The organism is Paenibacillus sp. MCAF9, from assembly GCF_052114265.1.
GTDB lineage: Bacteria > Bacillota > Bacilli > Paenibacillales > Paenibacillaceae > Pristimantibacillus.
In genome coordinates this window covers 15,614-30,779 of record NZ_JBFREL010000017.1, presented here as the reverse complement: position 1 = coordinate 30,779, position 15,166 = coordinate 15,614, and the positions used below count along the sequence as shown (strand labels likewise).

General features: G+C 44.3%; 11 protein-coding genes. 8 read left to right on the top strand and 3 right to left on the bottom strand.

Going from position 1 to position 15,166, the window contains the following annotated elements; all coding sequences use genetic code 11:
* Window positions 1-37: 37 nt before the first annotated feature.
* Window positions 38-976 (bottom strand): AraC family transcriptional regulator, encoded by a 939-nt coding sequence (locus AB4Z45_RS21970; RefSeq protein WP_441911549.1) that lies wholly within the window; start codon window positions 974-976, stop codon window positions 38-40.
* Window positions 977-1,171: 195 nt separating this feature from the next.
* Between AB4Z45_RS21970 and AB4Z45_RS21965 the strand changes: the two genes are divergently transcribed.
* The 7 genes from AB4Z45_RS21965 to AB4Z45_RS21935 all read left to right on the top strand — a co-directional run bounded on the left by AB4Z45_RS21965 (window position 1,172) and on the right by AB4Z45_RS21935 (window position 11,824).
* Window positions 1,172-1,894, top strand: a complete 723-nt coding sequence (locus AB4Z45_RS21965; RefSeq protein WP_076269536.1) for a ThuA domain-containing protein — start codon at window positions 1,172-1,174, stop codon at window positions 1,892-1,894.
* Between the two features lie 616 nt (window positions 1,895-2,510).
* Window positions 2,511-4,748 (top strand): helix-turn-helix domain-containing protein, encoded by a 2,238-nt coding sequence (locus AB4Z45_RS21960; protein WP_441911548.1) that lies wholly within the window; start codon window positions 2,511-2,513, stop codon window positions 4,746-4,748.
* A 317-nt stretch (window positions 4,749-5,065) separates the two neighbouring features.
* Window positions 5,066-5,950 (top strand): ABC transporter permease, encoded by an 885-nt coding sequence (locus tag AB4Z45_RS21955; RefSeq protein ID WP_441911637.1) that lies wholly within the window; start codon window positions 5,066-5,068, stop codon window positions 5,948-5,950.
* A 21-nt stretch (window positions 5,951-5,971) separates the two neighbouring features.
* On the top strand, window positions 5,972-6,871 hold the full coding sequence (locus AB4Z45_RS21950; RefSeq protein ID WP_076269537.1) for a carbohydrate ABC transporter permease: 900 nt from the start codon (window positions 5,972-5,974) through the stop codon (window positions 6,869-6,871).
* A gap of 120 nt (window positions 6,872-6,991) precedes the next feature.
* Window positions 6,992-8,701 (top strand): ABC transporter substrate-binding protein, encoded by a 1,710-nt coding sequence (locus tag AB4Z45_RS21945; RefSeq protein WP_441911546.1) that lies wholly within the window; start codon window positions 6,992-6,994, stop codon window positions 8,699-8,701.
* A gap of 27 nt (window positions 8,702-8,728) precedes the next feature.
* A complete protein-coding gene (locus AB4Z45_RS21940) occupies window positions 8,729-10,144 on the top strand; it encodes an alpha-L-fucosidase (RefSeq protein ID WP_441911545.1) in 1,416 nt (471 codons plus the stop codon).
* Between the two features lie 345 nt (window positions 10,145-10,489).
* Window positions 10,490-11,824: a multi antimicrobial extrusion protein MatE gene (locus AB4Z45_RS21935; RefSeq protein WP_441911543.1), complete on the top strand. Its 1,335-nt coding sequence runs from the start codon at window positions 10,490-10,492 to the stop codon at window positions 11,822-11,824.
* Between the two features lie 283 nt (window positions 11,825-12,107).
* On the opposite strand, the gene AB4Z45_RS21930 is transcribed toward AB4Z45_RS21935, so the two are convergent.
* A complete protein-coding gene (locus AB4Z45_RS21930) occupies window positions 12,108-13,061 on the bottom strand; it encodes a hypothetical protein (RefSeq protein ID WP_441911542.1) in 954 nt (317 codons plus the stop codon).
* Window positions 13,058-13,213, bottom strand: a complete 156-nt coding sequence (locus tag AB4Z45_RS21925) for a hypothetical protein (RefSeq protein WP_179089849.1) — start codon at window positions 13,211-13,213, stop codon at window positions 13,058-13,060. The genes AB4Z45_RS21930 and AB4Z45_RS21925 overlap by 4 nt, the downstream gene beginning before the upstream one ends.
* 153 nt (window positions 13,214-13,366) lie before the next feature.
* On the opposite strand from AB4Z45_RS21925, the gene AB4Z45_RS21920 reads away from it, so the two are divergent.
* Window positions 13,367-15,142 carry a vWA domain-containing protein gene (locus AB4Z45_RS21920; protein ID WP_441911540.1) on the top strand — a complete coding sequence of 592 codons (1,776 nt, stop codon included), beginning with the start codon at window positions 13,367-13,369 and terminating at the stop codon, window positions 15,140-15,142.
* The last annotated feature ends 24 nt before the right edge of the window (window positions 15,143-15,166 follow it).

The following is a 15,166-nucleotide window of genomic DNA, read 5'->3' as shown; positions in this document are numbered from 1 at the left end:
GTTTTTTTACGGGAGAGCGGTCGTTTTGTATTTTAATTTACTGCATGCCTTCCATCGCAACTCTGGATTCGCTGCGCATGCGCAGCTTGTATTCTCGTGGTGAGCACTGATTTTGCCGTTTAAAGAGCTTATAGAACTGGGCCATGTTCGTAATGCCGACCTCGTAGCTGACATCCATGATGCTTAGCTCACTTGTCAGCAGCAGCAGCTCGGATCGTTTAATTCGTTTATAGTTGACGTATTCAACGAAAGAGACGCCCATCGTTTTTTTGAAATATTTAATGAAATAGTGGTAGCTCAAATTAAGCAATGAACTAGCATCCTCTACGGACAGCTTGCTGCTTAAATGGGTGTCCACATAATCGAGAACGGGTCGTAAACGATTGAGTTCAATTTCCTCTGTATCGTTCAGCAGGTTTCGGCTGTCGCTTCTAAGCAGCAGAAGCAGCAACCTTTTTATAATTGAGCTGATAGCAATCTCGTAGCCTCTCATCCTCGTTTGCGACTCTTTGAATATTTCCAAAATAAAGGCATGGGTTTCTTGCTTGGCTGTTTCGTTCATGTCAAAAATATAATTAAGCTTATCGAGCGGCTCTGTCAGCTCGGAGAAGCAATTCAAATAAGGCATTGTACTCTGGTCAAAATGTTTGCCCAAATCAATCTGAAACACAACATAGTGCTGTACTTCCGAAAGCGGCTTGTGGGAGCGATGCGGCTGGGAGGCGCCTAGCATCATAACATCGCCTGGTCCGAGGACGACATAGCCGTGCTTGCTTTGCACACCTAAATGACCTTCAATAATAGCGAGGAATTCTACTTCTTTATGATAGTGCCATGGATGTTTTTCAAGCGTGCTGAAATAGTCAGCTTCCGAGTAAATCTCCCAAATTTTAAGAAACAATAGCGGATTTTGATAAATGACTTCTTCGTTGATCGCTTCGGAATGCGTATCAATGGCGGTTTTTATGATAGTCATATGCATCACCTCCATTTTGGAGTATACCACTTTTGGAAATGTTGAATCAATAAACGCGTCATTATTAGCTGTCTTTTCAGTACATCCAGAAAAGGAAGACACTTTTGAATATAAAATCAGCATGTTTAAGTATTACCTTAATGGGGCAAATTTTTTATACTAAGATTAACTGAATGAATAAGGAGTGTTCATATAATGGCAAAGGTAACGGTATGGAATGAAAATCGTCATGAGCAATTAAATCCGGTTGTAGCTGGAATTTATCCACAAGGTATTCACGGTGCAATTGCAGCCTTTCTAACTGAAGCTGGCTACGATGCAGGAACGGCTACACTAGATGAGCCAGAGCATGGATTAACGGATGAGGTATTAAACAATACAGATGTACTCATTTGGTGGGGACATCTTGCGCATGGAGACGTAAAGGATGAAATCGTTCAAAAAGTACAGCAGCGCGTGCTGGATGGAATGGGCTTGATTGTTCTTCACTCCGGTCATTTCTCCAAAATCTTTAAAGCATTAATGGGTACAAGCTGTGACTTGAAATGGCGTGAAGCGGATGAGAAGGAACGCCTTTGGGTTGTAGCGCCAAGCCATCCGATTGCTGCAGGCCTTGGAGAGTATATCGAGCTGGAAAAAGAAGAAATGTACGGCGAGCATTTTGACATTCCTGCTCCAGACGAGCTAATATTCACAAGCTGGTTTGAGGGCGGAGAAGTGTTCCGCAGCGGCTGCACGTTTACACGTGGAAACGGCAAAGTATTTTACTTTAGACCGGGACATGAAACGTATCCAACGTACCATAACAAAGACATTCAACGCGTCATTACGAATGCCGTGAAATGGGCACAGCCGGTAGACCGCAATCGTCCGGTTTATGGAAATGCACAGCCACTTGAAAAAATTTCGGTAAAATAAAATTATAAAAAAAGTAATGTAACGCTTGGGAGTTTAATCCCAAGCGTTATTTTGTTTTGAGCACTATTTTGAACCGTTACATTTAGTCAAAATAGTGCATTGGCAAATGGGGTATAATCCACCATACTAAATGGAGCGATCGCTCGGGCTTGCCTGCCCGATTGCATAGATGAAATCCTTGTCGCAAGAACAATATAATAAGCTTGCACTATATCTAAGCCGTCTTCGTGCTTTTTGATATGGTGCTTTTTAATCCTATGGCCGATTGCAAAGAAAGCAGCGTTAATCGTGTTGGCAAGCGGCTGTTTTGGCGAAAATGATGCAGGAAGTTGAAAACGGTTTATTGATCTTACCAGCGCAACCGCCTAAGATAAATAAAACCAAACTCGCACGGCCTGCACATGAGAAGAGGACATAGCTGCTGAAGAGGCTGCCATGCCTCGATACGGAAACGGTATCGGGGTTTATTTGGTTTACATCACCCGGGAAATAATGACAGTGTGCTTTTGCAGAGAAAGTTAATGTGTTCGTTGCTTGGCTTAGAAACTTCAAGTAAAGGGCGGCTGTTCATAAATAAGAAAACGGCGCTAATCATCAGAGAAAAGGGTGAGGGCTAATGATGAGCAAATCGTGGTTTAATCGGCTGCTGCTTTCCTATATGCCGATATTTATTATCGTAGTTACCTTCACTTTTTTTGTGTTTTTTCAATTAATAAGTGAGCAGGGTCGGAAAGAAGCTATTAATGCTAACAGCATGTTGTCTTTGCAAGCGATGAGGTTAATCGACACGTCCTTGCGAGCGATAGATAACATGGTGATGAAGGAATCGATTAACAACAAGTCACTTATCGATTTTTTCAATAGCAACGAGAATGGCGACCCATATATTAACATTAGCGCCGTCATGAAAATGAACGATATGATTTCTTATTATCCACTCATTGATTCTGTCTATCTGGTTCGCTATGAAGATCAGGTTGTGCTGAGTAATGCGACGGGCGGACATATCGACACCTATCCAGATAAAGCTTTTATCGAGCAATATCGCAATACGATCTCTCAGAAATGGACGGATAAGCGGACATTTAAGCAATTCACGGTATTGGAGAGCAAGGATGTCGTCAGCCTCGTGAGAGGTGCTCCATTCATGACGGGTGAAAAAGGAATGATTGTTGTCAATGTCGCAACGGATTCTTTGGAGCGTTTAGTTCATGAGCTTTACAACTCGGAAGTCAGCTTCATTCGCATCAAAGACGGGGCAGGCAATGAATTGCTCAATGAGGCAGAACCTGTAGATTCTATGCGCGTTTATGCAAATTATAAATCGAGTTATTCGAATTGGTCTTATATTAGCGGTTTTGTGCAAGGTACATTTATTCAAACGGTATCGTTGCTTTATAATGTATGGTTTGTGATCGGGCTCCTGATGATCATTGCAGGTCTCGTATGGATGATTTATATATCAAGGCGAAATGCGAAGCCGGTAGAACAGATTGTGTCACGCTTTAGCGGATATAAATTAGCGCTGGCAGAAAGTGGAAAAAACATTGGATCTGGCAGGATTAACGAGTTTGTCTTTATCGAATCAGCACTTGATAATTTAACGGAGCAGGCAAGGCAATATCAGCAGCAGTATAAGGAAGATCTTCATTTACGGACACGTAATCTATTCCATCAGCTTATTGAAGCTGGAGCGGAGCTGACGCCTCTGGAATGGCAGCGCGAAGCGCAGCGGCTGCAGCTTCCCGCGCCTGCGGATCGCCATACGCTTATTGTCATGGAACTGGATAAGTACGGAGAGTTTTGCAGCAGTTATTCGCGAAACGATCAAAATTTGTTGAAATTCGCTCTGCGAAGCATTACTTATGAGCAGTCGTCACGCTTCGGATACGCATGCTGGGCAGAATGGACAGCCTCTTCTCGTCTCAGTGTTATTTTATTTGAGAGCGGGAATGCTCATGCTGCCATGCTAGTTCAGCTTTGTGACAGCATTCGGGCTTGGATTGAACAAAATATGAAGTTCACAATTAGTATAGGAATCGGTGATCCAGCCTTGCAGCATTCCGAAATCGCAAAGTCGTTTCAACAGGCTTTGGAAGCACTTAATTACAAAATGGTGCTTGGCGAAAATCGCCTTATTACACGCGAGGATATGATGAGTCAAGGCCAAGTTGAAGTATACGCTTATCTTGGGATGATTAGATCTGCTGTTTATGCCTTCCGCAAATCAGAAGCGAGCTGGAGAGCAGAATTAGACGATTTGTTCAGCCAGATGAAGCAAGGCTTGCTCACTAAGGACGAGATTATGAATGTTATTAATTACTTGCTTTATAGTTTGGGACGCGAGCTGTCTGGTCTCGGCAAGGAATTTAATCTCGTATGGGAAAGCGAAGCACTGCCGGTTCTAACGGGGAAATTGGATAACTGCCATTCTCTGGAAAATATGCACGAGGCGATCATCGGTAAAATGACAGAGCTTGAGCATACGCTTGCAGATATGCGATATAGCGGTCAGCATGCCGGCATTATTCAGGAGATGCGGAGAGTTATTGAAGAGGAATATGTAAATCCGAATATGTCGCTYGAATATTTAAGCGAGAAATATGATATGAATGCCAAATATGTGAGCAAGCTGTTCAAAGAAACAACAGGCCAGAAGTTCATTGATTTCTTAATTGATATTCGGCTGAATGAAGCGAAGCGGCTTTTGAAAGAGACACGGAGGACGGTTCAGGATATTGCGGAAGAGGTTGGTTACACAAGCGCGATTTCGTTTACGAGAGTGTTCAAGAAAGTGGTTGGATGCTCGCCAGGTGAATACCGTTCAGAGACGCTGAAGCAGCAAAATGGCTGAATATTCATGGAGTTGAAAATCGTTAAGCGCAAGAATTATGTTAGTTCTTTTATCGAAAAATGGATGCTATAGGGACGGCAGCACCGTTAGTATAAGGTGCTGCCGTTTCTTATGGAGCAGCGATGCGAAAAAGGTTAAGCGCGCAATTAATGTATCTTGTTGCATAGTGAGGGCAGCTTATAAAATGATCACATGAAAGCGCAACCAAAAATGAGAATGTTAAAGGAGGCTAGCCCTTGTCCAAACTTAATCATGAATGGCATTCCGTTCCGCAGGCCTTTGCACACCCAGCAAGAAGGTATGGGCCTCTACGCAAAATGGCTCGCCACTGGCAATTGTATTTGGTCATTTTATTGCCGATTGCTTATCTCATTATATTCAAATATGTCCCCATGGCGGGCATCGTGATCGCGTTCAAAGATTACAACGTCATTAAGGGTATCTTTGGAAGCGAGTGGATCGGGCTAAAATATTTCAAGCAGTTTTTCGAATCTCCAAATTTTTGGCTTTATATGAAAAATACGCTTGGCATTAGCTTCTATGGCTTGTTAGTCGGCTTTCCAGCCCCAATCATCCTTGCGCTTGCGCTTAATGAAGTGCGCAATGGACTATTCAAGAAAAGTGTACAGCTGGTTTCTTATGCACCTTACTTTATATCAACGGTTATTATGGTTTCGATCTTAATTGTCAACTTGACCCCAAACGTAGGGATTGTCAGCAAATTGTTCCAAATGCTTGGCGTAGAAAACACAAACTTTATGGGTATTCCTTCATTATTCAAATCCATCTATGTCTGGTCGGATGTATGGCAGCATACCGGTTACGGAGCCATTATCTATATTGCGGCATTAGCTGGCGTCAATCCTGAGCTGTATGAAGCGGCAAGGGTTGATGGGGCATCGAGAATACAAAAAATTATTAATGTCGATATCCCAAGTTTGATTCCGGTATCCGTCATTCTTCTTATTCTTAATCTAGGCAATCTGATGAAGCTCGGTTTTGAGAAGATTTACTTGATGCAAAATCCGCTTAACCTAGCGACCTCTGAAGTCATTTCTACTTATGTGTATAAAGTGGGCTTGTTGGGTTCGAGCTTCAGCTTCTCAGCAGCGATCGGAGTTTTCAACTCCGTTATTAATTTAACATTGCTGATTGTCGTCAACTATATCGCTAGAAAAATTTCAAATAATAGTCTGTGGTAATTGAGGCAGAAGGGAGACTTTATGAAAAAAAACATTACCATTCGAGAATCAAACGGTGATCGATTATTCATGGCATTCATTTATGCTTTTCTGACTGTGGTTCTATTAGTGGTGCTTCTGCCGCTTCTCTATATTTTAAGCTCTTCCTTTAGTTCGCCGCAGGCTGTCGTTTCCGGCAAGGTATGGCTGTTCCCGGTCCATTTCACGCTCGATGGCTACAAGGCGGTATTCAACAATCCGCAGATCGGCACTGGATTTATGAATTCATTGTTCTATACGGCAGTCGGGACGATCATTAATGTTATTCTGACGGTCATGCTTGCTTATCCGTTAGCGAGGAAAACGTTTTATGGAAGAAATTTTTTCATGGTTCTTCTTGTTATCACGATGATGTTTGAGGGCGGGCTGATTCCGTATTATTTGGTCGTCAAACAACTGCATCTGCTGGATACAAGATGGGCTATGATTTTGCCGGGAGCTCTTGCCGTATTTCAAGTCATCATAGCACGAACCTTCTTCCAGACCAGTATTCCTGAGGAGCTGTCCGAGGCGGCGGACCTCGATGGCTGCAGCGACATTCGGTTTATTTTCAGCATCGTACTCCCGCTCTCGAAGCCAATCTTAGCCGTTATGATGCTGATGTATGCGGTAGGACATTGGAATGCGTATTTTGATGCACTCATATTTCTGCGATCCCAGGAATTGTTTCCCCTGCAAATCGTATTGCGTAATATTCTAATTTTAAATACGGTGGATGCGTCGATGATCTCCAATGCGAATCAGATGCTTGCTCAGCAGGGACTAAAGGATTTATTGAAATATTCATTGATTGTTGTTGCAAGCGGACCTGTACTCATCATCTATCCTTTTGTTCAGAAATATTTTGTGAAAGGCGTCATGATCGGTTCCTTGAAGGGGTGAGTAGGAGGATTCTTTTGGAGGGGGGATGGGTTGCCTTTGGGGCCGAGGCAATCATTCAATAACAAACGTTACAGCATGCTGCTAGGAGTGACTAGGGTATCACAAGGAGGAGTCGGTTTTATGAGAAAAGGATGGAAAAAATCCAGTGCAATCTTAATGTGTGTCGTACTTAGTTGTGTTATTGTTCTAGCTGCTTGCAGCAAGGATACGGGGAAATCCGGCAATGGCAAAACAGAGGAAACAAGGCAAAAAGAAACAAATGCTGTGCAAGAGGATCTTTTTACAGCTGTAGGTACGTATCCCATTGTGAATAAGCAGATGACGCTTAAGATGTTTGCTCCTCAGCTTCCTACGATCGAGAACATGGAGACGAATACGTACACGAAGTTTTTGGAGGAAAAAACGAACATTAAGATTGCATGGGATCTCGTTCCAAGCAATGCGCTTGAGGACCGCAAACAGCTGATGCTCGCAAGCGGTGATTATCCGGAAGTCATTTTGCAAGCTAATCTGACAAGAGAAGAGCAAATGAAGTATGGGAAACAAGGCGTATTCCTTCCTTTGAATGAATTAATCGATAAGTACGCTCCTAATATAAAAAAAGCTCTAGCAGATATTCCATATATGAAGTCGTCAATTACAGCTCCAGATGGAAACATCTATGCGCTGCCGCAAATCAATGAATGCTACCACTGCGATAATGCTTTGAAGCTTTGGATCAACAAGGCTTGGCTTGACAAGCTTGGGCTCCAGCTGCCTACAACAACGGAGGAGTTCTATCAGGTCATGAAGGCATTTAAGGAACAAGATCCGAACGGAAACGGAAAGAAGGATGAGCTTCCGCTTACAGGGTCCGATGAAATGTGGGCTGGCAACGTGTCCGCTTTCTTGATGAATGCGTTTATAGTAGATGATTATACCGAGAAAAATGCTGGTACCTTCTTATCAGTTAAAGATAACAAAGTCGACTTTGTAGCTAACAAGGATGAATGGAAGCAAGGGCTTGAATACTTGAACAAGCTGTACAAGGAAGGGTTGATCGACCCGGCAGCCTTCACGCAAAATGCGGATGCGATTCAACAGCTGGCGAACCGCGAGCCGGATAACATTATGGGAGCTGTGACAACCGCGCTGATAAGCTATGGCTATAATATGTCGGAAACACAGCCTAGGCACAAGGATTATGTGACGCTGCCTCCGCTGAAAGGACCAAGTGGCGTACAGCAGACGCTTAATTTCGCAGGCATTAGCAAATCGCAATTTGCAATTACGAATAAGGCGACCGCAGATCAGCAGATCGCTGCGATCAGACTTGCCGATTATTTGTACACGGAGGAAGCAATTGTGCTGCAAGAGAATGGCCCTGAAGGTCAAGGCTGGCGCAAGGCAGAGGACGGCGAATTAGATATTGATGGCAAGCAGGCTAAGTATGCTTATATTCAACGGGAGAGCAAGCAAACGCATAACGATGGCTGGGAGCAAATTGGCCCTTCACTTCGTACCTATGCATACCGTTCCTCTTGGATGGCTATTCAGGACCCGCTAGCAGACGGTGGATACGGAACACGTTTGAATACGGAATCGAAAAAATATGAATCATTCCATTCCAAAGAAATGTATCCAAACGGCGTATTCATTGCGCAGGATGATGCGGAAATCGCTGCTCAGCTCAAAACAACGATTATTGATTATACCAAATCCAATATGGCACAGTTTATTACGGGCTCCAAAGACATCAGCAAGGAATGGGATGCTTATGTAAAAGGCTTTGACGGCTTGCAGCTTGGCAAATACATTGAAATTTATCAAAATGCATTGGGCAATTCTTAGTAACCGAATGGAGGAGGCTTTGCAGCAATGAGCGAACTATCCAGTGATAACGTGCTAGAAGAAACAGAAGAGCAAGAGCTTCATGAAGGTGTGCATAATTTTAGCAGCGAGCGTGATTGGATACGGCCTGATAATCCAGTTACGCTTGAGCGATTGGAATGGTTTAAGGATCAGAAGCTCGCACTTATGATGCACTGGGGACCTTATTCCCAGCTAGGAGTAGTAGAGTCTTGGGCGCTAAGCGACGAGGATCAGGATTGGTCGCGTGAAGGCATTGACTGGGAGAAGGATGGCGAAACATTCAAGCAGCAATATTTTGATTTAAATAAGACGTTTAATCCAATTCGCTTTCAGCCAGACGTATGGGCAGATCTAGCGGAGGAAGGAGGCTTCAAATACCTCATTTTTACGACGAAGCATCATGATGGATATTGCATGTGGGACACAAAAACGACGGATTATCGCATCACTGATGAACAGACACCGTTTCATACCCATAAATATGCCGATATTTGCCGTCATGTATTTGATGCATTCCGCGCGAAAGGGTTGTCTATCGCCGCCTATTTCTCGAAAGCAGATTGGCATACGCCTTATTACTGGGCTCCGGATATGGAACGCAGCCTTACCAATACGCGGCGTGGGCCTACCTACGACCCGCAGGAGCATCCAGAGCTGTGGAACAAGTTTGTCGCATTTACACACGAGCAGATTACGGAGTTATTGACGCAGTATGGTCGAATAGATGTGCTATGGCTTGACGCCGGCTGGGTAAAGCCGCTTCGGAGCGGTCAGGACATTCGCCTTGGCGAGATTGTGGAGAAGGCAAGGGAGCAGCAGCCATGGCTGCTCTCAGCAGATCGCACGGTAGGCGGACCGTATGAAAACTATGTTACCCCTGAGCAGACCATTCCGACCGAGGCGATGAACATCCCTTGGGAGAGCTGCATTACGATGGGGACGTCCTTCTCTTTCCGATATGAAGATAAATACAAACCGACGCGCCAAATTGTGAAGATTTTGCTTGAGGTTGTAGCTAAGGGCGGCAATCTTGCGTTAAATGTAGCTCCGCAGCCTGATGGCAGGCTTCCCGAAGGAGCTATCCAGCGCATGAAGGAACTTGGCGCTTGGCTGAAGGTGAACGGCGAAGCGATTTATGGTACTCGCATTTGCGCGCCTTACTATACAGGCAGTCAAGCTTTTACGCAAAAAGGAGATTATGTTTATTGTGCCAACCACTATCCATCAGCTGATACCGTAGTTTCAGAGACGGTCTTTATTCCTTATGAAGGCTTGCTGGAGTCGATTGAGCTGCTTGGAATGGAAGGGAAGCTGAACTGGACACATGAGAAAGAAGGGATTTCCGTGCATCTGCCTGAAGCTGCCATGAAGGGACCTGCACCAATTGCGCATGTGTTTCGGATGTTGAGGAAAATAACTTGAGGTCGTCTGCTATAGCATAGGAATAGAATGTTCAAGATATTAAGCTTAAGCATGTTGCACTCAGCAACATGCTTTTCTCTTGTGGAAAAGGATAAAAGAAATATATTTATCGTATATGAAAACAACAAATGAATCCTTGCAACCAAAAAAGAAGGTGAATCGGGAAGAAATACCAGTTATACTTAAAAAGTGCGTTTCACATGAATCAAACATGATTCGATGACGATAACGGAATCTGCTCTTGAGACGTTTGAAAGTTCAAATACGTTCGGCGGCGGCTTCTCGGTATCTTTTCCGGGAGGAGGACGCCTACACTTTTTTACGATATGGCAAGGAGAAGCAGCTATGAACCTATCATTATCAGAGCCACAGAAGCAAGCAGTGAGTATGAAAAAGCTTTGGTCTTTCTTTCTCCCGTTAGGCATTTCGGCAAGCTTAGTTACGATTTCACATGTCATTATCAACAGTACCTTAAGCCGAGCGGCTAACCCTGAGAGCATCATAGCCAGCTATGCCATTGCGATGAGCTTGCTTGCTATTACAGAGAGGCCAGCCGTGCTGCTGCGGCAAACCTGCTCCACACTCGTTCGCGACAAACGCTCGTTTAAATCGACGCTTACCGTGGCACAGCTTGTGTTTGCCAGCATTATGCTATTAGGTTTTATAATCAGCTATACCCCGGTTGGAACGCTTATTTTCAAGGGAGTGTTCGGGGTAAGTGAAGACAATGTCCATGATGTTATTCGTGTGTACAAGGTACTGATGTTCGTAAGCTTGTTCTCTGGCATTCGTTGTCTCTACCATGGTGTCATTATTTACAATCTGCGGACGAAATGGTTAACCATTGGCATGGCGATTAGATTGGCAGGAATGTATGCGCTTTCGCTTTATTTTATACATACAGGCGTTACCAGCGGGGTTGTTGGAGCGATTATTTTCTTATTCGGCATGATAATCGAAGCGGCTGTCAGCTATTCAGAAGGACGTTTACTGGTGCGCAAAATGCCCGAAAAGCTGGACAATCACCCTGTTGAAAACAAGCATCATGTATTTTCTTTTTACCGGCCCTTACTGTTATCCTCGTTTATATCCGTATGGATCGGACCGGCGATTAATGCGATGCTGGGGAAAACATGGGATGCGCAGCTAGCCATTTCATCGTTTGCTATTGCGGCTAGTCTAGTTATGCTTCTCAGCAGCTTTTTCAGTTATTTTCATCAAATTGTGATTAACTTTTATCGTGTCGATCCTTTAGCTGTCCGAAAGTTTATTTTAATGCTAGGTTTTATTCCTGCTATATTAATGGGATTGATAGCATATACACCCGCAGGCGTATTTTTACTAGAGCATGTGATCGGCGTTCATGGACGGCTGCAAGCTGAGAGCATACGAGTGCTGCAAGCCTTTGTGTTGTTCGCGCTCGTTATGCCTTGGCTCGATGTCATGAATGGACTCGTGTTTGTGAGAGGGCAAACGAAGCTGATCTTTGGTTCTCAAATTGCCAATCTCAGCTTTACCTTCATCACACTTCTAATCGGCATTGGGCTCGCGCCAGAATGGAACGGGACGATTGGGGCATGGGCACAATCGATCGGCATGACGGCAGAGCTCCTCTTCGTAGCGCTGGCGCTGAAATTTGTTAAACAGCCTGATCCTGTGCCAATGGGTAAACGTGGATAGATTCACCCTGCAATATTCGAAATCGACTCATTAATCGACGAGGAGAATGATCATGGAAGGAATATGGCTTTGCTGTAGCCTTGGGATTTTGAAGGGAACACTTGGAGTATGGTTATTCCTTTAAAGAAAACAGTGTCTGAGCATAGCTGAGAACAAGCTTTGATTTTTGCCTAAAGACTCTAATCATTCATTCACATAAAAAAGGCAAACGATCACTTTTGTTAAAGTGACTGTTTGCCTTTATTCATTATTTCTCTAATTTGATCATTTCGTTTCGATCTGCTTACAGGTCTGTTTCCTTGCTCGTACGCTTGAAATCCTCGTCCCATTTGTAACGTTCATTATAGATTTCCATTACTTCTTGATATAAAGGGCTGGCTCCTGCGTGCGGACTGCTTTGAAGCATTTGATAAAGCCGCAAGAAACGGTCTTTAGGAAGCTTTCGTGCATAGCGCATCAGCAAATAGGGATAGAGCGTGATGTATCGCTTCATCCTAACTGCCGCACCGGCAACACCAACGAGAATGCTCTCGCCATGCTCCATTTTCAAAATCTGCGCCTCATGAAGCAGTACATAACGGAATGTATTTTCTTTCAGCAAATCTCTTCTGATTTTGGCAAGCTCGCCAATATATTCAACGAGATCGGGATTAAAATGGTCCATTAACAAGGGGTCCAGCATCAGATCCATATCCTTGCGCAAAACAAAGGATTGAAGCAGTAAAATTTGCTCCAGTCGAAGCTGGTCGGTATGGACGAGCGCGCCAATTTCACGCAGCATTTCAAACGCAAGCGGTTTATCGCCGTTATGGAACACTTGAATAGCTGTTTCTCGGTCATTTACTAGACCTGCAGAGAGGGTATATGCCTCTTTTTGAAATATTTTTTGCAGCTGCAGGAGCAAAAGTGCAGGGGTCGACCGCTTCTGCAACGTCCATAATAGAGCGACTAGCAGCATTCCTCCAGCAACAATCAAAGTGGAATGCATTGCTGATTCGCTCATTGCAAATCCGACAATGATAATAAACAATGCAAAAAACCGCTCTTTCCACATCTTAAGCTTCAGCTTATAGGCTGCCTGAGCTTCAACATTTTTCAGGGCAAATTTGCCGCACACGGGGCACTGCGCATCACCGAGTACTGTAAAGTGGTTGCATCTTCGGCAAATTTTAAGTTTATTATAAGGATAGCGTGTTTTAATATAAGGGTTAAGTAGTACCGGCAGCTTCTTCATCATTCGCGATCACGCTGCCCGCTGCTTTTTAGTATGGAAAGGACAAGCTTGCTCAGCTGTTCTGGAGAAGGCGCCCGTCTCCGCTGTGCACGATAGCTCATTGCTTTGATGATGACAAAAAGAAACAATAGTCCAAGACAAACGTAGGTAACCATATCCTATTCCTTTCTTACAATAAAAGTGATTTAACAAAATCTATCAGGTATACTTATTTTGTAGTATATCATCATACTGGTAGCAGTGACTAACAGTGACTATTGGACTAGCGAAGAAGAACCGTTTGTCCCATTACAAAGGAGTACAGCAAAATGAATAGATTAAAACGTTTATCATGTCAGCTAATTATGGTTTCAGCTATTTTGCTGCTGCCGTTCAGCAGCTTACAAACCGCGCATGCAGCGCAAGGCGACTCGCAAATTGATGCAGTTCTTGTACTGGATGTCAGCAATTCAATGAGCACAAGCGATCCGGGGAAAATTGGAAATGAAGCCATGAAGATGTTCATTGATATGCTGCCGACACAAGGCGACCGTGTTGGCATTGTGGCTTATACCGATGAAATTCAACGCGAGAAGGCACTGCTGGAAATTCAGTCTGCTTCGGATAAAGAGAAGCTGAAGAGCTTCATCGACCAGTTAAATCGCGGGGCTTATACCGATGTTTCTGTCGGAGTAAAGGAAGCGGTGCAGATTTTGGACGATGGTGCCGACCAAGATCACGAGCCGATGATTATTTTGCTAGCTGACGGCAATAACGATTTTAATAAGGCATCCGGCAGAACGCAGGCGCAGTCCGACGCGGACATGGACAAGGCGCTTAAAGAAGCGAATGATAAAGGCGTTCCGATTTATACGATTGGCCTAAATGCAAATGGGAAACTCAATGAATCTGCGCTTGCTAAGCTATCGGAAGTGACCGGCGGGAAATCATTCGCGACCGATTCGGCTGACGATTTGCCGCGAATTTTGAGTGAAATTTTTGCCAGCCATCTGGAGCTGAACGTCGTACCGGTTGATTCTTTGACGGCAAACGGCAGCTATCAGGATGTGAAAATTTCAGTTCCCAACTCGAATGTACTAGAAGCAAATATTTCGATTATGTCGAGCAAGCCGGTTGAGGCGAAGCTCGTAGATCCATCTGGCAACGCTGTTTCTATTCCTTCGGATGGCGTCTTGCTATCGAGCTCGAAGAGCTATTCCTTGCTGAAGCTGTTAAAGCCGTCGGAAGGCGATTGGACACTTCAAATCAAAGGCGTGAATCGCGATAAAATCGACATTAATCTTATTTTCAACTATGACTTAAGTCTTGCTATGGATCCACTAGCCTCTACGACCTATTCCAAGGGCGACAAGGTGACGATCAATTCTTATCTCGTAAGCGACGGAAAAAAATTGGAAGACACCTCCCAGTACAGCAACATGAGCGCGGTTTTACTCGTTAAAGACTTAGACACGGGCAAAACCGAGGAAATACCGATGGAGAATGCTGGCGACCATTTTGCAGGCTCCTACAAAATACCTGATAAGCATGACTATGAGATTATAGTGAAGGCCAAAGAGAAAAGCTTTTTCCGAGAGACCGATGCGGTTAATATTTCGGCAAAAGCAGGGACAACGGGTCAGACGCCAAAGCCTGAGCCAGATAAAGAAGAGAAGCCGTTCCCGGTTGTACCTGTTGTAATTGGCGTTATAGGTCTAGCGGCATTGCTCGCAGCAGCTTACTTTATATTAAGAGTGCTGAAACAAGCGAACCGTGGGTTTGTTGGCCAACTCGTCATTGAAATTCGAGATGAGAATACAGGTGACAAAACGTCGCCGCAGTACAAGAAGCTGACAGCCTTCAAAGGCAAATTGCAGCTTCACCAGCTGTTGCAGCTAGCGCCTGAGCTGAAGGAAACCGACAAGGTCATTTTCAAGCCGGGAAGCAATGATCGTATCGTTCTGCAAAATGGTTCCTCCTGCACGATTGAGAAATCCGGACGAGCAGTGGATGCGACGCGTGCACTCGAAATGAAAAGCGGAGACCGCATTACGGTTTCATTGAAACAAATAGACAAAACGATATTCATTGAATATCTCGTATAAATAGAGCCCTGGAGGTAATGAAAA